22 protein-coding genes and 1 tRNA gene are annotated in these 25512 nt (G+C 69.1%); 22 read left to right on the forward strand and 1 reads right to left on the reverse strand.

Annotated elements, in window-relative coordinates; all coding sequences use genetic code 11:
- Positions 1–51 precede the first annotated feature (51 nt).
- From rsmH to EDD41_RS14280, 21 genes are all read left to right on the forward strand, one after another.
- Positions 52–1050: a 16S rRNA (cytosine(1402)-N(4))-methyltransferase RsmH gene (rsmH, locus tag EDD41_RS14180; protein ID WP_123576349.1), complete on the forward strand. Its 999-nt coding sequence runs from the start codon at positions 52–54 to the stop codon at positions 1048–1050.
- The gene (ftsL, locus tag EDD41_RS14185; RefSeq protein ID WP_123576350.1) at positions 1047–1721 is read left to right on the forward strand and encodes a cell division protein FtsL; all 675 of its coding nucleotides are present in this window, start codon (positions 1047–1049) and stop codon (positions 1719–1721) included. Before rsmH ends, ftsL begins: the two co-directional genes overlap by 4 nt.
- A complete protein-coding gene (locus EDD41_RS14190; RefSeq protein WP_123576351.1) occupies positions 1721–3631 on the forward strand; it encodes a peptidoglycan D,D-transpeptidase FtsI family protein in 1911 nt (636 codons plus the stop codon). Before ftsL ends, EDD41_RS14190 begins: the two co-directional genes overlap by 1 nt.
- Complete coding sequence (locus EDD41_RS14195; RefSeq protein WP_245995659.1) at positions 3628–5178, forward strand: UDP-N-acetylmuramoyl-L-alanyl-D-glutamate--2,6-diaminopimelate ligase; 1551 nt, start codon at positions 3628–3630, stop codon at positions 5176–5178. Before EDD41_RS14190 ends, EDD41_RS14195 begins: the two co-directional genes overlap by 4 nt.
- Positions 5165–6628 (forward strand): UDP-N-acetylmuramoyl-tripeptide--D-alanyl-D-alanine ligase, encoded by a 1464-nt coding sequence (locus tag EDD41_RS14200; RefSeq protein ID WP_123576352.1) that lies wholly within the window; start codon positions 5165–5167, stop codon positions 6626–6628. The genes EDD41_RS14195 and EDD41_RS14200 overlap by 14 nt, the downstream gene beginning before the upstream one ends.
- Positions 6625–7698, forward strand: a complete 1074-nt coding sequence (gene mraY / locus EDD41_RS14205; RefSeq protein ID WP_123576353.1) for a phospho-N-acetylmuramoyl-pentapeptide-transferase — start codon at positions 6625–6627, stop codon at positions 7696–7698. The genes EDD41_RS14200 and mraY overlap by 4 nt, the downstream gene beginning before the upstream one ends.
- Positions 7677–9170, forward strand: coding sequence for a UDP-N-acetylmuramoyl-L-alanine--D-glutamate ligase (gene murD / locus EDD41_RS14210; protein WP_094766116.1), 1494 nt, complete (start codon positions 7677–7679; stop codon positions 9168–9170). Before mraY ends, murD begins: the two co-directional genes overlap by 22 nt.
- Positions 9170–10408, forward strand: a complete 1239-nt coding sequence (gene ftsW / locus EDD41_RS14215) for a putative lipid II flippase FtsW (protein ID WP_245995660.1) — start codon at positions 9170–9172, stop codon at positions 10406–10408. The genes murD and ftsW overlap by 1 nt, the downstream gene beginning before the upstream one ends.
- A gap of 40 nt (positions 10409–10448) precedes the next feature.
- On the forward strand, positions 10449–11594 hold the full coding sequence (murG, locus tag EDD41_RS14220) for an undecaprenyldiphospho-muramoylpentapeptide beta-N-acetylglucosaminyltransferase (protein ID WP_123576354.1): 1146 nt from the start codon (positions 10449–10451) through the stop codon (positions 11592–11594).
- Between the two features lie 18 nt (positions 11595–11612).
- A complete protein-coding gene (gene murC, locus EDD41_RS14225) occupies positions 11613–13043 on the forward strand; it encodes a UDP-N-acetylmuramate--L-alanine ligase (protein ID WP_094766180.1) in 1431 nt (476 codons plus the stop codon).
- Complete coding sequence (locus tag EDD41_RS14230) at positions 13040–13801, forward strand: cell division protein FtsQ/DivIB (RefSeq protein WP_094766114.1); 762 nt, start codon at positions 13040–13042, stop codon at positions 13799–13801. The genes murC and EDD41_RS14230 overlap by 4 nt, the downstream gene beginning before the upstream one ends.
- Positions 13802–14003: 202 nt before the next feature.
- Positions 14004–15269 carry a cell division protein FtsZ gene (gene ftsZ, locus EDD41_RS14235; protein ID WP_094766113.1) on the forward strand — a complete coding sequence of 422 codons (1266 nt, stop codon included), beginning with the start codon at positions 14004–14006 and terminating at the stop codon, positions 15267–15269.
- Positions 15270–15323: 54 nt separating this feature from the next.
- Positions 15324–16091 carry a purine nucleoside phosphorylase YfiH/LACC1 family protein gene (locus EDD41_RS14240; RefSeq protein ID WP_123576355.1) on the forward strand — a complete coding sequence of 256 codons (768 nt, stop codon included), beginning with the start codon at positions 15324–15326 and terminating at the stop codon, positions 16089–16091.
- A 65-nt stretch (positions 16092–16156) separates the two neighbouring features.
- Positions 16157–16717 carry a cell division protein SepF gene (locus EDD41_RS14245; RefSeq protein ID WP_123576356.1) on the forward strand — a complete coding sequence of 187 codons (561 nt, stop codon included), beginning with the start codon at positions 16157–16159 and terminating at the stop codon, positions 16715–16717.
- A gap of 122 nt (positions 16718–16839) precedes the next feature.
- Positions 16840–17820 carry a DivIVA domain-containing protein gene (locus EDD41_RS14250; protein WP_123576357.1) on the forward strand — a complete coding sequence of 327 codons (981 nt, stop codon included), beginning with the start codon at positions 16840–16842 and terminating at the stop codon, positions 17818–17820.
- A gap of 196 nt (positions 17821–18016) precedes the next feature.
- Positions 18017–18439: a TraR/DksA family transcriptional regulator gene (locus tag EDD41_RS14255; protein ID WP_179110755.1), complete on the forward strand. Its 423-nt coding sequence runs from the start codon at positions 18017–18019 to the stop codon at positions 18437–18439.
- An 8-nt stretch (positions 18440–18447) separates the two neighbouring features.
- On the forward strand, positions 18448–18945 hold the full coding sequence (lspA, locus tag EDD41_RS14260) for a signal peptidase II (RefSeq protein ID WP_245995661.1): 498 nt from the start codon (positions 18448–18450) through the stop codon (positions 18943–18945).
- Positions 18942–19862, forward strand: a complete 921-nt coding sequence (locus EDD41_RS14265; RefSeq protein ID WP_123576358.1) for an RluA family pseudouridine synthase — start codon at positions 18942–18944, stop codon at positions 19860–19862. The genes lspA and EDD41_RS14265 overlap by 4 nt, the downstream gene beginning before the upstream one ends.
- A 118-nt stretch (positions 19863–19980) precedes the next feature.
- Positions 19981–21408 (forward strand): pyruvate kinase, encoded by a 1428-nt coding sequence (gene pyk / locus EDD41_RS14270; RefSeq protein WP_123577140.1) that lies wholly within the window; start codon positions 19981–19983, stop codon positions 21406–21408.
- Between the two features lie 90 nt (positions 21409–21498).
- A tRNA-Leu gene (locus tag EDD41_RS14275) sits at positions 21499–21581 on the forward strand.
- Positions 21582–21733: 152 nt separating this feature from the next.
- A complete protein-coding gene (locus EDD41_RS14280) occupies positions 21734–22342 on the forward strand; it encodes an ANTAR domain-containing response regulator (RefSeq protein WP_123576359.1) in 609 nt (202 codons plus the stop codon).
- A gap of 1 nt (position 22343) precedes the next feature.
- On the opposite strand, the gene EDD41_RS14285 is transcribed toward EDD41_RS14280, so the two are convergent.
- On the reverse strand, positions 22344–22751 hold the full coding sequence (locus EDD41_RS14285) for a PaaI family thioesterase (protein ID WP_094766104.1): 408 nt from the start codon (positions 22749–22751) through the stop codon (positions 22344–22346).
- A gap of 34 nt (positions 22752–22785) precedes the next feature.
- On the opposite strand from EDD41_RS14285, the gene polA reads away from it, so the two are divergent.
- Positions 22786–25497, forward strand: a complete 2712-nt coding sequence (gene polA, locus EDD41_RS14290) for a DNA polymerase I (RefSeq protein WP_123576360.1) — start codon at positions 22786–22788, stop codon at positions 25495–25497.
- The last annotated feature ends 15 nt before the right edge of the window (positions 25498–25512 follow it).

The following is a 25512-nucleotide window of genomic DNA, read 5'->3' on the forward strand; positions in this document are numbered from 1 at the left end:
GGAATCCCGGGTTGAAACCCCTGGGCGCAAACGAATGGATGGGTGGCGAGAATGGTCGGGACCGAGCTGACGGAGGAGTCCGTCGAGGCTGTGGTCGATCCTGCCCGCATCCACATCCCTGTGATGCGTGACCGGATCCTCGAACTCCTGGCTCCCGCGCTGGAGGCCCCGGGCAGCATCCACGTCGACGGCACCCTGGGCATGGGCGGCCACGCGGAATCGGTACTGCAGGCCTGCCCCACCGCCCGCGTCATCGGCATAGACCGGGACCCCAATGCCCTGGCCATCGCCACGAAGCGACTCGAGGGATTCGGAGACCGCTTCACCCCCGTCGAGGCCGTCTACGACGAGCTGCCGGAGGTCCTGGAGGAACTCGGCGTGCGACACATCGACTCCATGCTGCTGGACCTCGGCCTGTCCAGCATGCAGATCGACCGCCGCGAACGAGGCTTCGCCTATTCCGTCGACGCCCCGCTGGACATGAGGATGGACGGAAAGCAGGAGCTCACTGCGGCCGGGGTGCTCAACACCTACGAGCCGCGCGACCTGGTGCGCATCCTGCGCGTCTACGGCGAGGAGCGTTTCGCGGACCGGATCGTGCGGCGAGTCGTCGCGGCCCGCGAGGTCGAGCCCTTCACGGACTCCGCCCGGCTGGTGCAGGTGATCTGCGACGCCATCCCGATGGCCGCCCGCAAGACTGGGGGACACCCCGCCAAGCGGACCTTCCAGGCCCTTCGGATCGAGGTGAACGCGGAGCTGGAGGCGCTCGAGGGGGTGCTGCCGGCGGCGCTCGACGCGCTGACCGTCGGTGGTCGGCTGGCCGTGCTGGCCTACCACTCGTTGGAGGACCGGATGGTCAAGAACCTCTTCCGGACCGGCTCCACCGACTCCGCACCGCGCAACCTGCCCGTGGTGCCCGAGTCCATGCAGCCCGAACTGCGGCTGCTGACCCGCGGCGCGGAGAAGGCCAGCGAGGACGAGACCATTGCCAACCCACGCGCAGCCTCCGCCCGGCTGCGCGTCGCCGAACGCATCAGGAGGGCACGATGAGCGCACTGCTGGCACCGCTGGAGCAGACCAGGACGTCCGGTCCGCGCGCCGAGAGGCCGGTGCTGCGCCCCGTCGCATCCAGTCCGCTGAAGCTCTCCCGCGTCGGCTTCATCATCTTCCTCACCACCCTGCTCGGTGCCGGCATGGTGGGCATCCTGCTGCTCAACACCCACATCCAGCAGCGCGCCCAGACCGTGGCCGTCGCCCAGCGCGAGGCCGACGACCTGGGCCACCAGCAGGCGTCGCTGACCGCGAAGGTGGAACAGCTGCGTTCCTCCTCGGACCTCGCCACCCGCGCATGGGAACTGGGGCTTCGCCCCAATCCGCACCCCGTCTTCGTGAAGCTGGGCGCCGACGGCAAGCCCGGGCAGGTGATCGGTGAGCCGATGGCCGTCAACGGCTCCGAGATGCCGGACCAGAAGTACGTCGGCGCGGACACCGTGACCGCCCGGATCGCCCAGGCCAAGGCTCAGTACAGGGCCAAGGAGGCCGCAGAGAAGGCGCGCCGGATCGCGGCCGCGAAGAAGGCGGAACAGGACAGGATCGCCCGGATCAAGGCCGCCGAGGCCAAGCAGAAGGCGGATGCCGCGGCGAAGAAGAAGGCGGATGCCGCGGCGAAGCAGAAGGCCGCTGCGGCCGCCAAGGCGAAGAGCAGCACCGGAGGCCGCTGATGGCGGGCAAGCAGCCCACCCGTCGGCCCGCACCCCGAGGGTCATGGCTGGACACCTCCCGGATCCAGCTCGCAGAACCGGACAAGCGGCTGCGCTGGATGCTCCTGGCGATCCTGGTGGCCGTGACCCTGTTCATGGGACGAGCGCTGCAGCTGCAGGCCTTCGACTCCAAGGCCTATGCCGCCAAGGCGGCCCAGCAGATGACCCACACCGTTCCGCTGGTTCCCCAGCGTGGCACCATCAGCGACCGCTTCGGAACCGTGATGGCAACCACCGTCCCCGCCGTGCGGATCGTCGCCGATCCGAGCATGATCGCCCGCAATGGCGTGGACAAGCGCGTCGACCTGACCGAGAAGCAGCAGAAGACCGCCAACGCCAATGCTCCGGCGATGTCCAAGATCCTCGCCAAGCACCTGGGTGGCAAGGAGGCGGACTACCTGAAGTCGCTCACCGCCAAGGGCAAGGACGGTGAGCTGCTCAGCTGGAAGGTTGTCGCGCCGCAGGTGGAGGCCAGCGTCTGGAACGGGATCAACAAGGAACTGCGGGCCGGCGGACCCGTAGAGGGCGTCGCCAAGGGCTCGCCCTACTGGTACGGCCTGTACAAGCAGGACAATCCCAAGCGCATCTACCCGTCGGGCTCCGTGGGCGGCAACCTGATCGGCGTGGTCCGCAGCGAGGTTGATCCGGAGCCGCACGTGAAGGCCCTGACCGGGGTCGAGAAGTTCCTGGACCCCGAGCTGACCGGCACGGCCGGCCGCGAGGTCTACGAGAGCTCCGCCTATGGGCGCATCCCGCTGGGCACCGACGTGCTCACCCCGGCCGTCGACGGCAATGACTACACGCTGACCATCGATGCCACCCTCCAGCAGGCCACGGAGGCCGCCCTGGCCAAGTACACCGCCCAGGCCGCGGCCACCACCGGCACCGCCATCGTGATGAATGTCAAGACCGGGGAGGTGCTGGCCAATGCCAATGTGCCCAGCTACGACCCGAACAAGATCAGTGAGGCCGCCGCGAAGAGCGGCCTGGTCAACCGCTCCGTCGAGGCCATCTACGACCCGGGGTCGGTGCAGAAGGTGCTGACCATGGCCGCCCTGGCGGACAAGGGCCTGGTCAAGGCCGACACCCGGGTGCTGGTGCCGAGCAAGCTCGAGTCCGGCGGAGGCTACATCCGTGACTCCTATGCCCACAGTGATGTCCCGATGACGGCCCGCGGCGTGATCGCGAAGTCCTCCAACATCGGCACCGCAATGCTCTCCCGCCAGCTGGACAAGCCCAGCCTGGTGCAGTACCTCAAGGACTTCGGTCTGGGCAGCAAGACCGGGGTGGAGCTGCCCGGGGAGTCCGCCGGCATCATCCCCAAGCCGGACATGGCCGACTACTCACGGGACCAGATCGCCTTCGGCCAGGGCCTGTCCACCACCCCGATCCAGGAGGCCGCCGCCGTCGCGGGCGTCGTCAACGACGGCGTCTACAACCCGCCGACGATGGTGAAGGCCGCCACCGGCAGCGACGGCAAGCCCGCCAAGCTCCCGGCGAAGGAGCCGCGTCGCGTCATCTCCAAGGAGGCCTCGGCCGAGGTGCGGGACATGATGGAGGCCGTGATCACCCTGGATCCCAAGAAGCGCGCCATCCCCGGCTACCGTGCCATCGGCAAGTCCGGCACCGCCGAGCGCGCCGACGGCAAGGGCGGATACGACGGATACACCGCCTCTTTCGTGATGGCAGCCCCCGCCGAGAACCCGCAGATCCTGGTCTACGTGCTGCTCGACGAGCCGCTGGACGGCCACCAGGGATCCGAGGTGGCGCTGCCAGTGACCCAGGAGGTCATGAAGCTCGCCCTGCCGCGCTACGGCGTCCTGCCCTCCACCACACCCGCACCCGAGAAGCCGCTGGAGTATGAACCGTGACGAGCCAGAACCTCCTGCGTCCCGCCGCACGCCCGGTCCGGCAGCTCAATGAGCTGTTCGAGGACTCGGGCGACGATGCCGTCGAACTGCCCGAGCAGTCCGTCGAGGTCAGCGGCATCACGCTGGACTCCCGCACCGTGGCCCATGGTGACCTCTACGTCGCCCTGAGCGGAACCCGCGCGCACGGTGCGCAGTTCGCCCCAGGGGCGGTCGGGCGGGGAGCCGTCGCGATCCTCACCGACGAGGCGGGCCGTCAGCAGGCCGGGGCCACCGGGGTCCCGGTGGTCGTCGCCGTCGATGCACGCGACGCCATGGCCGATGCCGCCGCGACGCTCTTCGGTTCGCCCACGCACCAGCTGATGATGTTCGGCCTGACCGGTACCAATGGCAAGACCACCACCACCTTCCTGCTGGAGGCGGCTCTCGTGGCCGCAGGCCGCCGGGTGGGGACCATCGGGACCAATGGCTTCCGGCTGGACGGCGTCGAGCTGCCCAGCAATCGCACCACCGTCACCACGCCGGAGTCGCCGGACCTGCAGGCGCTGCTCGCCGTGATGCTGGAGCGCGGGGCGGACAGCGTGGCCATGGAGGTCAGCTCCCACGCCCTGGCGCTGCAGCGGGTGGACCACATCGGTTTCGACGTCGCGGGCTTCACCAACCTGGGCCGTGACCACCTAGACTTCCACCCCACCATCGAGGACTACTTCGAGGCCAAGGCACGGCTCTTCGAGGCCGAGCACTGCCGGGTGGCCGTCATCAACACCGATGACGAGCATGGCCGCATCCTGGCCGAGCGGATCACCACCGCCGGGGCGCCGCGCCTGGTCACCACCGGTTTCGGGGACTCGGACCACCAGTTGCTGGAGGTCACGCCCGAGGGGCCGGGCAGCCGGGTGCGCTACCGCGGCCCCGTCGGCGAGCGTGAGTTCACCATCGACCTGCCCGGTGACTACAACGCCCGCAATGCCGTGATGGCGCTGGCGATGGCCGTCGAGGCCGGGTTGGACGCCGACGCCGCGCTGGAGGGCATCAAGCACGCCCAGGTCCCGGGCCGGATGCAACTGGTACGCCTTGCGACGGCCGAGCGTGTCGAGGCCCCCACGGTCTACGTCGACTTCGCGCACACCCCGCAGGCGATCGAGCAGGCGGTTCGCTCCGCCCGTCCCGGTCCGGGCGGGAGGACCATCGTCGTCGTGGGAGCCGGGGGAGACCGCGACGCCGCCAAGCGGGGCCCGATGGGGCAGGCCGCGGCCGCCGGCACCGGCATGGTGGTGGTGACCGATGACAATCCCCGCACGGAGGACCCGGCGCTCATCCGTGCCGCGGTGGTCGAGGGAGCACGCGCCGCGGGCGGCGCAGAAGTGGTGGAGCAGGCCGGCCGACGCGCCGGGATCGGCGCGGCGCTTGCCGCCGCCGGTCCGGCGGACGTGGTGCTGGTGCTCGGCAAGGGACACGAGAAGGGCCAGACCGTCGGAGAGACGGTCCACGACTTCGACGACGTCGAGGTGGTCCTGGAAGAGTGGGAGAAGATCCATGAGGAGAACTGACGCGGCCCGGGTGGCCGCCTTCGCCGGTGGCGAGCTGGTGGGGCCGGACATGGGTCTGGGCCCCGACGTCGTGATCGACGCCCGGCAGGCGACGCCGGGCAGCATCTTCGTCGCCATCCCCGGTGAGCGGGTCGACGGGCACGACTTCACGGCCCAGGCCGCCGAGAACGGCGCCGCGGCGGTGATCGCCACCCGACAGACCGACGCGGAGCTCCCGCACGTCCTCGTCGAGGACTCGGTGCAGGGCCTGTCCCTGCTGGCCCGTGGGCTGGTCGGCGTCGAGCGGGAGCGCGGTCTGGTCACCCTGGCCGTCACGGGCAGCTCCGGCAAGACCTCCACCAAGGACCTGCTGGCCCAGCTGCTGGAGGCAGCCGGCCCCACCGTCAGCCCGGTGGGCTCCTTCAACAACGAGATCGGCGTCCCCCTGACCGCTTGTGGCGTCGACGAGCAGACCCGCTTCCTGGTCAGTGAGATGGGTGCCCGCGGTCTGGGGCACGTCGCGTGGCTGTGCTCGCTGACGGCCCCCACCATCTCCCTGGTGCTGAACATCGGTACCGCCCATCTGGGCGAGTTCGGCAGCCGTGAGGTGATTGCGCAGGCCAAGGGCGAGATCGTCGAGTGCCTGCCCGCCGAGGGCTGGGCCGTGCTGAATGCCGACGACGACCTGGTGGCCGCCATGGCCTCGCGCACCCGGGCCCGTCTGGCCTGGTGGAGCCGCACCGGGTGGACTGCCCAGGACGGCACCGCTCCTGAGGGTCAGCTGTACGTCAGCGCCCGCGACATCGCGGCCAATTCCCTCGAACAATATGGCTTCACGATGGTGGTCTCCCGTGACGGGCAGACCAGCGAGCACCCGGTGCAACTGCAGCTGCTCGGCAGCCACCAGGTCTCCAATGCACTGGCGGCCGCGGCAGCCGCGATCGCCGCCGGGTGCAAGCCGGCCCAGGTCGCGGCCAGCCTGGCCGCGGCGACCACCCGCAGTCACTGGCGGATGCAGATGGACGTGCGCGCGGACGGCGCCGCGGTGCTGAACGACGCCTACAACGCCAATCCCTCCTCCATGGCCGAGGCGATCGGCACCATCGGGCGGATCGGTGAGGCCCGCCGTGCGGCCGTGCCGTCCGCGAAGGTATACGCCGTGCTGGGCGACATGCTGGAGCTCGGCGACGATGCGGCCGACCTGCACCGGCAGGCCGGTGCGCTGGCCGCCCGCAGCGGCGTGGACGAGGTGATCGCCATTGGCGAGCACGCGGCGGACATCGCCGCCGGGGTCCGTGCTGCCGGCGGCGTGGCGCGCGAGTGCGAGGCAGCCCAGGTGTCCAGATCGCTAGTCTTGATGCCGGCCGACGTGGTGCTGGTGAAGGCATCGCGCGGCCTTGCCCTGGAGAAGGTGGCCGAAGCGCTGCTGGCCGGTGGCGCCACGACGGGTACGAGCGGAGTGCAACGGTGAAGAACATCCTGTTGGCCGGGGGACTGGCCATGGTCGGGACCCTGCTGGGTACCCGGATCCTGATCGGTTTCCTGGTACGCAAGGGATACGGCCAGTTCATCCGTGATGACGGCCCCACGGCGCACCACACCAAGCGCGGCACGCCCACCATGGGCGGCCTGGTGATCATCATCTCGGTGGTCCTGGCCTACTTCCTGGCCCACCTGCTCACCTGGACGCCCATCACCATCTCGGCGCTGCTGGTGCTCTACCTCTTCGTGGGGCACGGCGTGCTGGGCTTCCTGGATGACTGGGCCAAGATCTCCAAGCAGCGTTCGCTGGGCCTGCAGGGGCGCGCGAAGCTCGTCGGGCAGGCCCTGCTGGCCGGTTCCTTCGGCTGGCTGGCGCTGCAGTTCCCCAATGACCGGGGCTACCGTCCGGCGTCCACCGCGATCAGCTTCCTGCGCGACATCAGCTGGTTGGCGCTGCCCGCGGCCATCGCGATCATCTGGATGATCGTGCTGATCGCCGGTGCCTCCAATGCCGTGAACCTGACCGACGGCCTCGACGGCCTCGCCTCGGGTGCCGCGACGATGGTCTTCAGCGCCTACGCCCTGATCAACATCTGGCAGTTCAACCAGTGGTGCGGCAACCAGTCGACCATGGGCCCGCGCTGCTACGAGGTGCGCAATCCCCATGACCTGGCCGTGGTGGCGATGGCGCTGGCCGGCGCCTGCTTCGGCTTCCTGTGGTGGAATGCCAAGCCCGCGAAGATCTTCCTGGGCGACACGGGTTCCCTCTCGCTGGGCGCGGCACTGGCCGGTCTGGCCATCATGACCCGCACCGAATTCCTGCTGGTCATCCTGGGTGCCCTGTTCGTCATGGAGACCGTCTCGGTGATGATGCAGGTGGGCTACTTCAAGGCAACCGGTGGCAAGCGCATCTTCAAGATGACGCCGATCCACCATCACTTCGAACTGCTCGGCTGGAATGAGGTGACGGTCGTGATCCGCTTCTGGATCATCTGTGGCCTCGCCGTCGCCACCGGGCTGGGAATCTTCTACGCGGAATGGGTGGTGGGGCAGCAGTGAGCGCTCTGGACTGGATGGCCGACGCTGACAGGCTCTCGCCCTGGCCACAGGCCAAGGTCGTCGTGGCAGGCCTCGGGACCTCCGGCTTCGCCGCTGCCGACGGCCTGCTCGAGGTCGGTGCGCAGGTGCGCGTGCTGGACGAGAACGACAACCAGGTCAACACGGAGAAGGGCACCGTGCTGGAGATGCTCGACGCCACCGTCGAGCTCGGCCAGGGCACCACCACCACGCTTCCCGACGACGTCGACCTCGTCGTGACCTCGCCCGGTTGGCGCCCGTCGGCGCCGCTGCTGGCGCAGGCCGCCGCCCGTGGCATCCCGATCTGGGGCGAGGTGGAGCTGGCCTGGCGGATGCAGCACCCTGACCGCACCGTGCCCTGGCTGGCGGTCACCGGCACCAATGGCAAGACCACCACCACCCAGATGTTGGAGTCCATCCTGCTGGCGGCGGGCCTGAAGACCTCCGCCGTCGGCAACATCGGCCGGCCCGTGATGGAGGCCGTCCTCGACGAGACCCCCTACGACGTCTTCGCCGTGGAGCTGTCCAGCTTCCAGCTGCACTGGATGAACAGCGTGCAGATGCATTCGGCGGCCGTGCTGAACCTGCAGCCCGACCACCTCCAGTGGTACGAGGGCGACGGTTTCGACGATGAGTTGTCCCCGATGCAGCGCTACCGTGCGGACAAGTCGCGCATCTTCCACCACGTGCGCCACTCCTGCGTCTACAACGTGGCGGACCAGGCCACCGAGCAGATGGTGGAGCAGGCCGATGTGATCGAGGGCGCCCGCGCCATCGGCTTCACCCTGGGGGTTCCCGGGATGAGCATGCTGGGCGTGGTCGACGACCTGCTGGTGGACCGCGCCTTCGTCGAGCAGCGCAAGGACTCCGCGATGGAGCTGGCGCGGGTCGATGACGTGCACCCCAATGCCCCGCACAACATCGAGAACGCGCTGGCCGCGGCCGCCTTGGCCCGCTCCTTCGGCGTCACTCCGCGCGCCGTGGCGGATGGCCTGCGCAACCTCCAGCTCGGCGGTCACCGGATCCAGACCGTGCACGAGCACGACGGGGTTCGCTGGATCGACGACTCCAAGGCGACCAACCCGCACGCCGCGAACTCCTCGATGCGGGCCTTCGGCTCGATCGTGTGGATCGCGGGCGGCCAGGCCAAGGGCACCAGCTTCGACGAGCTGGTCCAGACCCACGCCAGCCGGCTGCGCGGAGCGGTCCTGCTGGGCGTCGACCGGCATGTCGTGGCCGAGGCCCTGGCGAAGCATGCGCCCGAGGTCCCTGTCGTCGTGCTCGACTCCACCGAGACCTCCGTCATGGAGGAGGCTGTGCGCGCGGCCTCCGGCATGGCCAAGCCTGGTGACGTCGTGCTGATGGCACCCGGCTGCGCCAGCCAGGACATGTGGAGCGGCTACGACGCCCGTGGGAATGACTTCGCCGAGGCCGCACGCCGCCTGGGGGCCTGATGGCCAGCCGCAGCACCGTACGCCCCGGCCCCACCCGGTTGACCATGATCGGCGACGCTCTGGCTCGGCCGATGGCCTCCTGGTACCTGGTGCTGGTCTCCGCGGTGCTGCTGGTGGGGCTCGGAGCCCTGATGGTGCTGTCCAGTTCCTCGGTCTACTCGCAGGCCGTCAACAAGGGCGACCCCTACTACATCGCTGAACGCCAGCTGATCTTCCTGGTCATGGGCCTGCCGATCGCCTGGTGGCTGAGCCGCCAGAAGGAGCGGATGCTCAAGGTACTGGGTTGGGTGGCCTTCATCGGATCCCTGCTGCTCCTGCTGGCCATCTTCGTACCCGGCCTGGGCAGCGACGCCGGCAAGGGCAACCTGGCCTGGTTGGACCTCGGCCCGGTGCGCCTCCAGCCTTCGGAGTTCGCCAAGCTGGGGCTGGTGATGTGGTCGGCCGCCGTCGTGGGCACCAAGCAGAAGGTGCTCGACCGTCCGAGGGAACTGCTGCCCCTGCTGGTCGGCTTCTTGACGGTCGAGATCCTGGTGCTGGCCCAGAAGGACCTGGGCACCGGACTGGTGGTCGGCGCGATCATCTTCTCCATCCTTTTCGTGATCGGCATCCCGGTGCGAATGCTGGGCGCGCTGCTGGGGCTCGCGATGACGGGTGTGCTGGCCCTGGTGGTCACCAGCCCCAACCGCATGACCCGCATCGCGGCCTTCATCACCGGCAATGCCGCCGATGACCCCAATGCCTCGCAGCAGCCGATGAGCGCCATCTACGCCCTGGCCTCCGGTGGCTGGTGGGGACGTGGCCTGGGAGGGTCGCGGCAGAAGTGGGGTGGCCTGAACGACGGAGCCCAGAACGACTTCGTCTTCGCCGTCATAGGCGAGGAGCTGGGACTGTTGGGAACCCTGACGGTGCTCTTCCTGTTCGCGGTCCTCGGCTACGCGGGCTTCCGGATCGCGATGCGCGCGGACAGCCTGCACATCCGGGTGCTGGCGGCGGGCACCACAAGCTGGATCATGTTCCAGGCCCTGGTCAACATCGGCGTCGCGATGAAGATGCTGCCCGTGGTGGGCGTCCCGCTGCCCTTCATCTCCGCCGGCGGTTCCGCCCTGATGGCCAACCTGTTCGCCGTCGCGGTGCTGCTGGCCTGTGCCCGTCAGGAGCCGGCGGCGCGCAAGGCACTGGCCCGCAAGGCTGGCGAGCCACGGCCCAAGGTCACTACGGTGGTGGACGGAGGCCGTTGATGTCTTCTTCCCCAGTCCGTCGACGGCAGGAGCAGTGCGCATGAGTGAACACACCACCACCGGTCAGGCGGCCCCTCTCATCGTGCTCGCGGGCGGCGGCACGACGGGCCACATCGCCCCGATGATCGCGACCGCCGAGGCCCTGGAGAGGATGGTTCCCGGCGTCGAACTGACCTGCATCGGCACCTCCAAGGGCCTGGAGACGCGCCTGGTGCCGGCTGCCGGTCTGCGGCTGGAACTCATCCCGCCGGTACCGATGCCGCGCAAGCCCACCGTCGACCTCGCCAAGGTGCCGCTGCGGCTGGCCGGTTCCGTGCGCCGTGCCGGTGAGGTACTTGACCAGGCGCGCGCACAGGCCGTCGTGGGCTTCGGCGGCTATGTCTCGATGCCCGCCTACCTTGCCGCCCGTCGTCGCGGCATCCCCGTCGTGATCCACGAGGGCAATGCCGTGCCGGGCCTGGCCAACAAGGTGGCAGCCCGCTTTGCCCGTCGGGTGCTGACCAGTTTCCCGGGCACCACGTTGCCGCGCCGTGAGCAGGTGGGGCTGCCGGTGCGCCGTGAGCTCACCGAGCTGGCCACCCAGGGCCGGGCCGGGCGCCGCGCCCAGGCGCGTGCCCACTTCGGCCTGGATCCCGAGCGCCCCACGCTGCTGGTGACCGGCGGCTCCCAGGGCGCCCGCAGCATCAACAATGCAACACTCGCCGCGCGCCAGGAAGTGCTGGCCGCCGGGGTCCAGGTGCTGCACATCTGGGGTCCCAAGAACTACACCGATGACCTCGTCGTGCTGCGCGACGAGCAGACCGGTGCCGCCTACCATCCGGTGGCCTATGTGGACGGGATGGAGAATGCGTACGCTGCGGCAGACATGATGGTGGCCCGCTCCGGCGCCGGCACCGTCTTCGAGGCCGGCATGTGCGGGCTGCCGGCCGTCTTCGTCCCGCTGCCCCACGGGAATGGTGAACAGGCCCGAAATGCCACGGACCTGGTGGCCGCCGGTGGCGGCGTCCTGGTTCCCGATGCGGAGCTGGACGGACCTCGGCTGGTGCGCGAGGTGCTTGAGCGGATCACGGATCCGGAGCGACTGGCCACCATGGCCGCCGCCGGCCCGGGACTGTTCGACGCGGCCGCCGCCGATGCGGTGGCGCGGATCGTGCTGGACTGCGCACGTGACGCGGCCCGCAAGTAGAGGATGAGGGAGAACCAGATGTTGCGCGAACCCGTCGAGCTGCTGCCCGCCGACCAGATCGGCCCGGTGCACTTCATTGCGATCGGTGGCGCCGGGATGAGCGGCATCGCGGAGCTGTACCACGACCTGGGCCTCGAGGTCTCGGGCTCCGACCAGTCCGATTCGCCCGCGCTGCGCCAGCTGGGGCACCTGGGCATTCGCACGCACATCGGGCATGACCCTGCTCAGCTGGGCGATGCAAGGACCGTGGTCGTCTCCTCGGCCATCCGGGAGAGCAATCCCGAGCTGTCCGCCGCTCGCGAGCGCGGCTTGAGGATCTGGCACCGCAGCACCGCCCTGGCCGCGCTGATGCTCGGCCGTGAGGCCGTCTCCATCGCCGGAACGCACGGCAAGACCACCACCACCGGCATGACCTCGGTGATGCTCACCGAGGTGGGCGCAGACCCGTCCTACGTGATCGGTTCGCCCTTGGCCAGCACCGGCAAGAGTGCCCATCTGGGCAGCGGCGAGGCCTTCGTCGTCGAGGCCGACGAGTCCGACGGCACCTTCCTGCAGTACCCGACCACCATCGCGGTGGTCACCAATGTGGAGGCCGACCACCTGGACAACTGGGGCACGGCAGAGGCCTACCATGCCGGCTTCACCCGCTTCGCGACCGGTGAGCACGTCCGGGCCGTGGTCCTCGACGGCGATGACCCGGTGGCCGCGACGCTGGCGCACCAGTTGCGCGCCGAGGGCCGCACCGTGCTCGCCTACGGCGAGGGTCCCGAGTGCGAGGTGCGGCTGACCGAGCTGGACTTCGAGGGGACCACGGCCAGCGCCACCCTCACCCACGACGGGTGGAGCGGCCGGCTCCAGCTGCAGGTTCCCGGACGCTACAACCTGGGCAATGCGGCGGCGGCCTTCGCCGTCGGGCGGCTGCTGGGACACGACCCCGAGGCCCTGGTGCGGGCGGCAGGCAGCTTCACCGGCACCCTGCGCCGCTTCCAGCTGGTCGGCGAGGTGGACGGCGTGCGTGTCTTCGACGACTACGCCCACCACCCGACCGAGATCCGTGCCGCCCTCACGGCGGCCCGCAAGGCGGCGGGGGAGGGACGGCTGGTCGCGTGCTTCCAGCCCCACCTGTTCAGCAGGACCCGTGACTTCGCCGCCGAGTTCGGCCAGGCCCTGGCACTGGCCGACCTCGTCGTGGTCACCGATGTCTACGCCGCCCGCGAGGACCCGATGGAGGGTGTCGACGGCACGCTGGTGCTCGACGCCGCGCTGGCCGCCGGCGCCGATGCCCTCTACGTGCCTAACAAGGCACACCTGCCCTCCGCGCTGGCCGAACTCGCCCAGCCGGGGGACCTGGTGATGACATTGGGCGCCGGCGACGTGACCCTGGTGGGTCCGCTGCTGGTGGACCAGCTGCACGGCCGCCCCGGTGAGCCCGGGGCCGAGGACCGATGACCCCGGCGAGCGTCGATCCTGCCGCCTCGCGCCCGCGTCCCGCCACGCCGACGGATGTCTCGGCGGCCATCGCCGAGAGGCGCCGCCGGGAGAACCGTCGTCGACGGTTGCTGGTGTCCGGCGTGGCGGTGCTGCTGGCGCTGGCCCTGGGGCTGGTGTGGCTGGTGCGTTTCAGCCCGCTGCTCTCGGCTCGGCAGGTGGAGGTCCGTGGTGCCTCGATGGTCAGTCAGGACCAGGTCGTCGAGGCGGCCCAGGTGCCGTTGGGAACTCCGCTGGCCACGCTGGACACCCAACCGGTCGCCGAGCGGGTGGCGGGGGCGCTGGCCCCCGTCGAGAAGGTCAGGGTGACCACCTCCTTGCCCCGAACGGTCCGCATCGAGGTCACCGAGCGCACAGCCGTCTTCCTGCGCCAGTCGGGTTCCCAGTACCAGTCCGTCGACCATGCGGGCGTGGTCTTCGCCTCCAGCGCCCGGCCCACCAAGGGCGCGGTGCTGGTGCGCACCGACACGGTGGACAACAGGCTGCTCTCCGACATCGCGACCGTCGTCCAGTCCCTGCCTCCGCAGTTGCGCGGCCAGGTGCAGGTGGTGCAGGCCACCGGCCCGGACCACATCACCCTGGCGCTCAGCAAGGGGCGCACCGTGGTCTGGGGAAGTGCCGCCGCCTCGAACGAGAAGGTGCCGGTGTTGATGACCCTGCTCGGCCAGAAGGCCACCGTCTTCGACGTCAGTTCGCCGGGCAGCCCCAGCACCCGTTGAGCGTGCTGAGGGACCGGCAGGTGAGGGCTCAAGGCTTGGTTGAGACTCTCACCCAGCACTCGACGCACTGTTGGACAGGGCTTTTGCCCACCTCATAGCCTGTGGAGGTCAAACGATCCGTCGCTCCCGGACACCCAGTTGTTCCCGGGCGCCCGCAGGGTCGCCAGAACCGTACGTGTACAAGAATTGAGGCGGGATCCCCGTGGCGAGTGCTTCGCAGAACTATCTGGCAGTGATCAAGGTCGTCGGCGTGGGTGGCGGCGGTGTCAACGCCGTGAACCGCATGATCGAGGCCGGGCTCAAGGGTGTGGAGTTCATCGCGATCAACACCGACGCGCAGGCGCTGCTGATGAGCGATGCGGACGTCAAGCTCGACGTCGGCCGCGAGCTGACCCGCGGTCTCGGCGCCGGCGCCGACCCGGACAAGGGTCGTCAGGCCGCCGAGGACCACGCCGACGAGATCGAGGAGACCCTCAAGGGTGCCGACATGGTCTTCGTCACCGCGGGCGAGGGCGGCGGCACCGGTACCGGTGGTGCCCCCGTCGTCGCGAAGATCGCGCGCTCGCTGGGCGCCCTGACCATCGGCGTCGTGACCCGCCCCTTCTCCTTCGAGGGCAAGCGTCGCTCGACCCAGGCGGAGGAGGGCATCGCACGTCTGCGTGAGGAGGTCGACACCCTCATCGTCATCCCGAACGACAAGCTGCTGCAGATGACCGACCACCAGGTCGCCATCCTGGACGCCTTCAAGCAGGCCGACCAGGTGCTGATGCAGGGCGTCTCGGGCATCACCGACCTGATCACCACCCCCGGCGTGATCAACCTTGACTTCGCCGACGTGAAGTCCGTGATGAGCAATGCCGGCTCCGCCCTGATGGGCATCGGCTCGGCCCGCGGCGAGGACCGCGCCCGCGCCGCCGCAGAGCTGGCCATCAACTCGCCGCTGCTGGAGACCTCCATCGACGGCGCGCACGGAGTGCTGCTCTCGATCGCGGGTGGCTCGGACCTGGGTCTGTTCGAGGTCTCGGCCGCCGCCAACCTGATCGAGGCCGCCGCGCACGACGAGGCCAACATCATCTTCGGCACCATCATCGACGACGGTCTGGGCGACGAGGTGCGCGTCACCGTGATCGCCGCCGGCTTCGACGGTGGCGCCCCGCCCCGTCGCCAGCCCGGCGTGCAGCGCTCGCCCGGCCTGAACGTCAACGGCACTCGCAACACCGCGCTCACCCCGCCGCAGGCGCAGAACACGCCCACCGCGACGCAGGTGGCCCGCGGCCCGCAGGTGATGGGCTCGTCCAGCTCGCCGTCCTCGCCGGCGCAGCCGACCTTCCAGAACACGCAGCAGAACAACCCTTACAGCCACCAGGCGCAGCCTCCGGTTCCGCAGCAGACGGGTTTCGAGACGGCGCGCACCCCGCGCCCGGCCGAGTCCGACGATGACCTGGACATCCCGGACTTCCTGAAGTAAGACCTCCCGTCAAGGCCCCCCGACCAAGCGTCGGGGGGCCTTTACGATGTCTGCATGTTCAGCTTCCTCGCCCGCCCTGCCCCCGACGTCCCGGTCGGGGTCTGCTTCACCGACCGCCACGACGGCTCCAGCACCGGTAGCCTCGGCTCACTCAACCTGGGCCGAACCGACGTGGACGAGGTCACGCACCTGCGGGCCAATGGGCACGCCGTCCGCGACGCGCTGGGCATCAGCCGGCTCGTGGCGCTGCACCAGGTCCATGGCCACGAGGTGCTGACCGTCGACGAGGACTTCCTCTCCACCTGGACCGAGGACTCATGGCTGGGGGAGCCGCATGCGCAGGCGCTGCCGGTGGCGGACGCGGCCGTGACCACCCAGCCAGGTATCGGCCTGGTGATCCGGGTGGCGGACTGCGTCCCGGTGCTGCTGGCCGACCCGGTGGCCGGCGTCATCGGGGGAGCGCATGCCGGGCGGGTCGGCTTCGACCGTGGGGTGCTGGGGGCCACTGTCGAGGCAATGGGTGCCCTGGGGGCCACCGACATCCGGGCCTGGATCGGACCGCATGTGTGCGGTTCCTGCTACGAGGTTCCCGAGCGGATGGCGCAGGAGGTGGACGCTCGGCATCCCGGGGTCGCATCCACCACCTCCTGGGGCACCCCGTCCCTGGACCTGGGACTCGGCTGCCAGCGGCAGCTGGGGGCACTCGGCATTGCCGTCGAACGTGACGACATGTGTACGCTCACGGAGGAATCGCTGCACTCGTACCGGCGCGACGGTGCTGGCGCCGGGCGCCAGGCGGGCATCATTTGGCGCGTGTCGTGAGGCTGCGCGCGGCGCGCGCGGCGTGCACCGGGTAACCTGTCGAAGACGTCATTCCAGGAGGGCATATGTCGGACAGCAGCATGAAGAAGGTGGGCAAGTGGCTGGGCCTCATCGAGGACTCGCGCTACGACTACGAGGCGGACGGTGAGCTGACCGAAGAGGTCTTCAGCGACAACGAGTACGAGCCCTCGCAGATCACCTCGCTGCCCGAGCGTCGCCCGGCGGCACAGCAGCCTGCCAGCCAGCCGGCGCCGCAGGCCGTCACGGTCAACCAGGCCACGGCGCGCCCCAGTGGTGCCAGTGGCTCCAGTGGTGCCAGCGCGGCCCCCGGCCCGCGCACCGCTGACCTGACCCGGATCATCACCGTGCACCCGCGCACCTACAACGAGGCGCGCACCATCGGCGAGCACTTCCGTGACAATGTGCCGGTGATCATGAACCTGTCCGAGATGGAGGACACCGACGCCAAGCGGCTGGTGGACTTCGCCGCTGGCCTGATCTTCGGCCTGCGCGGCACGATCGAGCGGGTGACCAGCAAGGTCTTCCTGCTCTCCCCGCAGAATGTCACCGTCACGGCGGAGGACAAGGAACGCATTGCCCAGGGTGGATTCTTCAACCAGAGCTGAGGGTTGAGGCCCGGACCACCTGAACCCTCGAGTGCTTGGTGGTGCGGGTTGGTACCGCTGGAGTAGCCTGAGGGGCAGTCCCCGCGGGGGGCTGCCACAAGTCATCGAGCTGGGAGTTTCACATGACGCTGACCCTTGAGGACGTGAAGAACGTTCGCTTCCCTATCGCCAAGCGAGTGGGCGAGGGCTACCGTGCCACCGAGGTGGACGACTTCGTCGACAAGGTCGATGTCACCTTCGCGACCATGCTGGAGGAGAACGAGCGCCTGCAGGCCCAGCTCGAGGCGCTGGACGGGTCCTCCGCTGAGTCCGACGGTGACCCGGACCTGCGCACCGAGAATGAGCGTCTGCGCGCCGAGCTGGAAGAGGCTCGCAAGCAGCAGTCCGAGACCGTGGCCGCAGCGGCCCCGGCCGAGGACAAGGACCAGGCGGCCGAGCTGGCCCGTCTGCGGGACGAGAATGCAGACCTGCGTCAGCAGCTCGAGCAGGCCCGCCAGTCCACCGGTCTCACCGTGATGGATGGTCAGGGCGGTGGCAAGGTGGAGAAGATCGTCGTCGCCACGGCCGCGCAGGCCAGCCCGGCGGTGACCCGTCTGGTGCAGCTGGCCACCGAGCAGGCAGAGTCCGTGGTGTCCGAGGCGGAGAGCGAGGCCCAGCGCAAGCTGGACGAGGCCAACCGCAAGGCCCAGGAGCTGACCCTCGACGCCCAGACCCGCGCCGAGCGCACCCAGTCCGAGTCCCGCGTCAATGCGGACCAGATGACCGCGGCCGCGCGTGCCGAGGCCGAGCGTCTGGCCACCGAGGCGCGCACGAATTCCGAGCGGGTCAACCTCGACGCGGAGAATCGCCGCCGCGAGCTCTTTGCCCAGCTGGAGGCCGAGCGCGACGAACTGGTCGGCAAGGTGGACCGCCTGCGCAGCTTCGAGGACGACTACCGCAGCTCGATGGTGCAGCACTTCACCGCCCAGCTCGAGGCGGTCAAGTCCGGCAAGCTCGAGCCCTCGGGCAAGCCTGCCCTGTTGGGCGAGGCGCGAGCCACGGACAAGGACCACGGCGGTTCGCAGACTCCGCGTCTGGACGCCCTGCTGGCCGAGGGCAACTGATCCCAGCGCTCTTGCATTCGCCGGGCCCCGACACCGTTGGTGTCGGGGCCCGGCGCCATGTTGGGCCGAAACGCCTGGCGGGGTGGGTGCGCACTCTTGACAGCTGGTGTATCTTCGCCTCTCAGGCGGCATGGATGCCGTGACCCAACAGGGCGTCGTCCCACGCGACGTCACGCCAGCCCGAGGAGCAGCGCAGATGGCCACCAGCAAGACGAAGGTCGAACAGACGGTTCTGCCGGTCCGTGAGGGCGAGGAGCCCTGGACCGTCGAGGAGGTCGCGGAGGTCCGTGAGGAGCTCGTCAGTGAGATCGAGCGCATGGAGAAGGCCATCGAGGTCACCGAGGCTGAGCTCGCCGGCCTGATGCGCGAGGGTTCCGATGGCGCCGGGCGGGATCCGGCCGACGTGGGTTCCTCCAACTTCGAGCGTGACCAGGAGATGTCCCTGGCCCAGAATGCGCGCGAGATGCTGGACCAGTCGCGCCTCGCCCTGGGCCTCTTCGACAAGGGCCAGTACGGCCTGTGCGAGAACTGCGGCAAACCGATCGGCAAGGCGCGTCTCCAGGCCTTCCCCCGCGCCACCATGTGCGTCTCCTGCAAGCAGCGACAGGAACGACGATAAGCACCTCCGTGGAGCAGACCGATCTCCGACGCCGCGCGCGCTGGACGATGCTGGTCGTCGTCCTGATGGGACTGGTCTTGGACCAGCTCACCAAGTACCTGGCGGTGGAGCACCTCGATCCGCAGCGTCCCGTGCGGGTGCTGGGGCAGTGGCTCCAACTGCACCTGATCCGCAATCCCGGAGCGGCCTTCAGCCTGGGTGACCAGGCGACCGCCGTGATCAGCGTGCTGGCGGTCGTCGCCAGCTTGGTGATGTTCCTGGTGGTGCTGCCACGGGTGCGCACGGTGGCCTCGGGCATCCTGGCCGGCATGGCGACGGCCGGTATCGTCGGCAACCTCGTGGACCGCTTGTTCCGCCCCCCGTCGCCGATGCGCGGCCATGTGGTGGACTTCCTCCAGGTGCCGCACTTCGCCATCTTCAATGTCGCGGACATCTTCATCACCATGACCGCCGCCATCCTCCTCCTGGAGGCCTTTCGCGGTGGTGCGGACCAGGAGGACCAATGAGCGTCTTGCTCGTTCCCGATGGGCTCGACGGGGATCGTGTCGATGCCGCCGCCGCCCGGATGACCGGGCTCTCGCGGTCCCGGATCGCGGATCTCGTCGAGGCCAGTGCCGTGCGTCTTGACGGCTCGACGGTGGACAAGCCGTCGGTGCGCGTGCGAGGTGGCCAGATGCTCGAGGTCGACCTCGAGGCCGTGCCGTCGGGTGTGCAGGTGACGCCACGCGAGGTCGAGGGCGTGGGCATCGTCCATGACGATCGCGACATTGTCGTGGTGGACAAGCCCGTCGGGGTGGCTGCGCACCCGTCCCTCGGATGGGAGGGGCCCAGCGTCGTGGAGCACCTGGCCGGTGCGGGCTTCCGGATCTCCACCAGCGGTGCCCAGGAACGGCAGGGGATCGTGCAGCGGCTCGACGTCGGGACCTCGGGGCTGATGGTGGTGGCGAAGAGCGAGCGCGCCTACACCGTGCTGAAGCAGGCCTTCCGGGACCGAACCGTCGACAAGACCTACCACGCCCTGGTCCAGGGGCACCCGGATCCCTTCGAGGGGACCATTGACGCGCCCATCGCGCGCCATCCCGGCTCGGAGTGGAAGATGGCGGTCGTCGAAGGTGGTCGCCACTCGGTCACGCACTACGAGACGTTGGAGGCCCACCGCGCCGCCACATTGCTCAAGATCCACCTCGAGACCGGGCGTACCCACCAGATCCGGGTGCACATGGCGGCCATGAAGCACCCCTGCTTAGGGGACCCCACCTATGGCGCGGACCCGGTGCTGGCAGCCAAGCTCGGTCTGGAGCGGCAGTGGCTGCACGCCGTCGAGTTGTCCTTCACGCATCCGGGGACGGGGGAGTGGGTCACCTACACCTCGGAGTATCCGGCGGACCTGCAACATGCCCTCGATCTCGTGCGCTCATGGTGAGACTCTCCGTCCCGCATGGTGGGCGCTGAGCGCGCGCTGTGTGACGACCGTATGAACAACCCTCGGCATCGACCCCCGGAGGAGGGCTTGGTGGCCGGTCATGGGTAAGCTGGGGTGCGTGCGTAGAGCTAAGATTGTTTGCACGCTCGGGTCGGCAGTGTCGACCCCGGAGCGTATGGAAGAACTCGTCAATGCGGGAATGGATGTTGCCCGCCTCAACATGAGTCACGGTGACCACTCAGAACATGAGAAGCGGCTCACTCTGACGCGTGAGGCTGCCGTCAAGGCCGGCCGCACCGTGGGTGTGCTGGCTGACCTGCAGGGCCCCAAGATCCGCCTCGGGCGCTTCGCGGAGGACAGGGTCACCCTGACCTACGGCCAGACCTTCACCATCACCATCGATGACATCCAGGGCGACGCCACCCGGTGCTCGACCACTTTCAAGGGCCTGCCGGGGGATGTGAACCCCGGGGACGCCATCCTGATCGACGACGGCCGCATCGGCCTGGAGGCGGTGGAGGTCACCGCCACCGACGTCGTGTGCAAGGTCACCGTGGCCGGGCCCGTCTCGAACAACAAGGGCATCAACCTCCCCGGCGTCTCCGTGAGCGTCCCCGCCCTGAGCGAGAAGGACGAGGCCGACCTGCGCTGGGCGCTGAGCCACGATGTCGACCTGATCGCCCTGTCCTTCGTGCGCAATGCCGAGGACATCCGGCGCGTCCACGAGATCATGGACGAGGAGGGCAAGCGCCTTCCCGTGATCGCCAAGCTCGAGAAGCCGCAGGCCATCGAGAACCTCGATGCGATCATCGACGCCTTCGACGCCTTCATGGTGGCCCGTGGTGACCTGGGTGTGGAGCTCCCGCTGGAGGAGGTCCCGCTGGTCCAGAAGCGGATCGTGCGCGCTGCCCGCAAGTGGGCCAAGCCGGTCATCGTTGCCACCCAGATGCTGGAGTCGATGATCTCGGCTCCTCGTCCGACGCGCGCCGAGGCCTCCGACGTCGCCAACGCCATCCTCGATGGTGCCGACGCGGTCATGCTCTCCGGTGAGACCTCGGTGGGTGCCTACCCGATCGAGACCGTGCGCACGATGGCCAACATCGTGACGAACACCGAAGAGCACGGCATGGCCAAGATCAACGAGATCGACTGGGATCCGCACACCACCGGTGGCGTGATCGCCAAGGCGGCCGCAGAGGTGGCCGGGCGGGTCGACGCGAAGTACCTGGTGGCCTTCACCAAGTCCGGTGACACCGCCAAGCGCCTGTCGCGCCTGCGCTCCGAGATCCCGATGCTGGTCTTCACCCCCGACGAGTCCACTCGTCAGCAGATGACCCTCACCTGGGGCGCCACGGCACAGATCACCCCCGAGTTCACGGACCCGGAGGAGATGGTGCGCGCCGTCGAGAAGAGCCTTCTCGAGGCCGGCACCGTGCAGGTTGGCGAGTACATCGTGATCGTCTCCGGCTCGCCCATGGGTGTGCCCGGCAAGACCAACTCGCTGCGGGTGCACAAGATCAAGCCGCAGGCGATGGACCACCACTGAGTCACACGCAATTCTGACAGCTCGACGGCTGGCGGGGATCCCCTGAGGATGCCCGCCGGCCGTGGGTGTGGCAGAATTGGTGCGCCCCCGGCCCGGGTGGCGGAATGGCATACGCGGACGGCTCAAACCCGTCTGGTCTCACGACCGTAGGGGTTCGACTCCCCTCCCGGGCACGAATCATCGCGATCCTTGGACAATTCACCACTCTCGTCATCGATTTTTGAAAGACTGGGCACGGTTCCTTCTCGTGGACGGCGTAGTCTTGACGGAGAGCCAAGGTCAGACCACAGGTGAACAACGCAGGACCAGTAGGCAAGGACGCAACGTGACCAACGAAGAGAACAGCAACCGCCCTCGACCCCGCGTCCTGGTTGCGGAGGATGAAGCGCTCATCCGGATGGACCTCGTCGAACTCCTCGGAGACGAGGGATATGACGTGGTGGGGCAGGCCGGCGACGGCGAGGCAGCGGTAGAACTGGCCCGTGAACTGAAGCCCGACCTCGTCGTGATGGACGTCAAGATGCCCAAGATGGATGGCATCACCGCCGCCGAGATCATCGCGGAGGAACGCATCGCCCCCGTCGTGATGCTCACCGCCTTCAGCCAGCGTGACCTCGTCGAGCGCGCTCGCGAGGCCGGTGCCATGGCCTATGTCGTCAAGCCCTTCGACGCCTCCGACGTCGTCCCGGCCATCGAGATCGCCATGGGCCGCTTCGCCGAGATCCGCGCCGTGGAGGACGAGGTCCAGGACCTCGAGGAACGACTGGCCTCCCGCAAGGCCGTCGACCAGGCCAAGGGGATGCTGCAGGAGGGGCTGGGGCTGAGCGAGCCCGAGGCCTTCCGCTGGATCCAGAAGACCGCGATGGACCTGCGGATCAGCATGCGTGAGGTGGCCGACAAGGTCATCGCCCAGGGCAAGGGCAACAAGAAGTAGTTCAGGCGGGGCGCAGCAGGCAGGTGAGGCGGCCCGTAGCCGTGGTCCGGCCGTCCTCGTCGGTGATCTCCACCTGGTAGGAGGCCACCGTGCCGCCCAGCCGGACGGCCACTGCGACTCCCGTCACCCATCCGGACCGAGCAGCCCCCAGATGGGTGATGTTCAGCTCGAGCCCGACGGCGACCATGCCGCGGCTGCGGGCGTGGGCCGTGGCGCCGATCGAGCCCAGGGTCTCCACCAGCACCGCATTGGCGCCCCCGTGGAGCAGCCCGAGGGGCTGGGTGTTGCCGACCACCGGCATGCGTCCCACGACGCGGTCCGCGCCGACCTCCACGAGCTCGATGCCCAGCTTCTGGTCGAGTGCGCTGTCCAGGTCCCCGGTCCAGCCGGGCAGTGCGTCTCCATGCATGGGGCCACTGTAGGGGCAGGCTAGAGTCGCCTGCGTGACTGATGCCGCGACCGCACGCCCCAAGCTCCTGCTGATCGATGGCCACTCGGTGGCCTACCGGGCCTTCTTCGCCCTGCCCGTCGAGAATTTCTCCACCAGCACCGGGCAGCACACCAATGCCGTCTACGGCTTCACGTCGATGCTGATCAACCTGTTGCGCGACGAGGCACCCACCCACCTGGCCGTCGCCTTCGACCTGTCGCGGGTCACCTTCCGTACCGAGAGCTATGCCGACTACAAGGCCACTCGCTCGGCCAGCCCCGACGAGTTCAAGGGTCAGGTGGCGCTCATCCAGGAGGTCCTGGGGGCGCTGGAAGTCCCCTTCGTGAGCAAGGAGAACTACGAGGCCGATGACATCATCGCCACGCTGTCCACCCAGGCCACCGCGGCCGGCTTCGAGACCCTTGTGGTCTCCGGTGACCGCGACGCCATGCAATTGGTCAACGAACACGTCACCGTGCTCTACCCGAAGAAGGGCGTCAGTGACCTGGCCCGGATGACCCCTGCCGCGGTGGAGGAGAAGTACCTCGTGCCGCCGGCCACCTATCCCGAGCTCGCGGCCCTGGTCGGGGAGACCAGCGACAACCTGCCCGGCGTGCCCGGGGTTGGTCCGAAGACGGCCGCCAAGTGGCTGGCCCAGTACGAGGGCCTCGAGAACCTCATCCGGCGCGCCGACGAGGTCAAGGGCAAGGCCGGCGAGAGCTTCCGGGCCCACCTGTCCGACGTCATCCGCAACCGTCAACTCAATGCGCTGGTCAGGGACCTCGACCTTCCCGTGGCCCCCGCAGATCTGGAGCGGCGCGACTGGAACCGTGAAGCCGTGCACAGCCTGTTCGACCAGCTGGAGTTCCGGGTCCTGCGCGACCGACTGATCGAGTACTTCGGCGAGGCCGAGACCCCCGTCGAGGGCGGTTTCGAGGTCTCCGGTGAGATGCTGGGCGAGGCCCAGGTGGCGCCATGGCTCGAGGCCCACGGGCATGGCGAGGTCACCGGGCTGGATGTGACCGGCCACTGGGCCTCCGGCACGGGCGACATCACGGCGATGGCTCTCGCCGCGGGGGACGGTGCGGCCTGCTGGTTCTCCACTGAGGCCCTCACCCCCGCCGACGACGCCGCGCTGGCCGGCTGGTTGGCCGACGAGGGCGTCGGCAAGGCCGTGCACGAGGCCAAGGGACCGATGCTGGCCGCCTGGGCCCGCGGCTGGGAGCTGCGCGGCGTCACCTGCGACACCGTGCTGGCCGCCTACCTGCTCAAGCCGGACCAGCGCACCTTCGACCTGGCCGACCTGACCCTGCGCCACCTCAAGCGGGAACTTCGGGTGGAGGGCGGCGGCGCCTCCGAGCCCGTCGAACAGGACTCCCTGTTCAGCCTGGGTGACGACGACTCCGGATCCGAGGAGGCTGCCCAGGCCTCGATGGTGCGCGCCCGCGCCGTGATCGACCTGGCCCTGGCCCTGACCGCCGAGTTGGAGGCCCAGGGTGGCTCAAGCCTGCTGGCCGAGGTGGAGCTGCCCTTGCTCGCCACCCTCGCCCGGATGGAAGAGGTCGGCATCGCCGTCGACGTCGACCACCTGGAGCGGCTGCGCAGCGACTTCGACGCACGCGTCGTGGAGGCGGAACAGGCCGCCTACGAGACCATCGGCAAGCAGATCAACCTCGGTTCGCCCAAGCAGTTGCAGGCCGTGCTCTTCGACGACCTCCAGATGCCCAAGACCCGCAAGACCAAGAGCGGCTGGACCACCGATGCGGACGCGCTGGAGGGGCTCTACGCCAAGACCGGGCACCCCTTCCTGGAGCACCTGCTGGCCCACCGTGACCAGATCCGGCTGCGCCAGACCGTCGACGGGCTGCTCAAGAGCGTCCAGGACGGCTCGCGGATCCACACCACCTATGTGCAGACCATCGCCGCCACCGGCCGGCTCAGCTCCACCGATCCGAACCTGCAGAACATCCCGATCCGCACCGAGGCCGGCCGTCGGATCCGCGATGCCTTCGTCGTGGGCGACGGCTACGAGTGCCTGATGACCGCCGACTACTCGCAGATCGAGATGCGGATCATGGCCCATGTCTCCGGCGACGAGCAGCTCGTCGAGGCCTTCCGCAGCGGGATGGACTTCCACAGCGTGACGGCCGCCAAGGTCTTCGACGTCCCGGCCGACGAGGTCACCGGTGAGCAGCGGGCCAAGATCAAGGCGATGAACTACGGGCTGGCCTATGGGCTGAGCGCCTTCGGTCTGGCCAACCAGCTGGGGATCACCAACAGCGACGCGAAGGCGCTGATGGACGACTACTTCGAGAGCTTCGGCGGGGTGCGGGACTACCTGCAGGGCGTCGTCGCCCAGGCCCGGCGCACCGGACACACGGAGACCCTGCTGGGACGCCGCCGCCACCTGCCGGACCTCAACTCGTCCAACCGCCAGCGGCGTGAGATGGCCGAGCGCGCGGCGCTCAACGCACCGATCCAGGGCTCCGCCGCCGACATGATCAAGATCGCCATGCTGGATGTGGAGGCCGCGCTGGTGCAGCAGGGGCTGGCCAGCCGGATCCTGCTGCAGGTGCACGACGAACTGGTGCTCGAGGTGGCACCCGGCGAGCGCGAGCAGGTGGAGGCGCTGGTGCGGGACAAGATGGGTCACGCGATGGACCTGCAGGTGCCGCTGGACGTCAGCGTCGGCACCGGGCGCAGCTGGCACGACGCCGCCCACTGAGCTGCCAACCAGGGG

The sequence above is a fragment of the Luteococcus japonicus genome (genome assembly GCF_003752415.1).
Lineage (GTDB): Bacteria > Actinomycetota > Actinomycetes > Propionibacteriales > Propionibacteriaceae > Luteococcus > Luteococcus japonicus.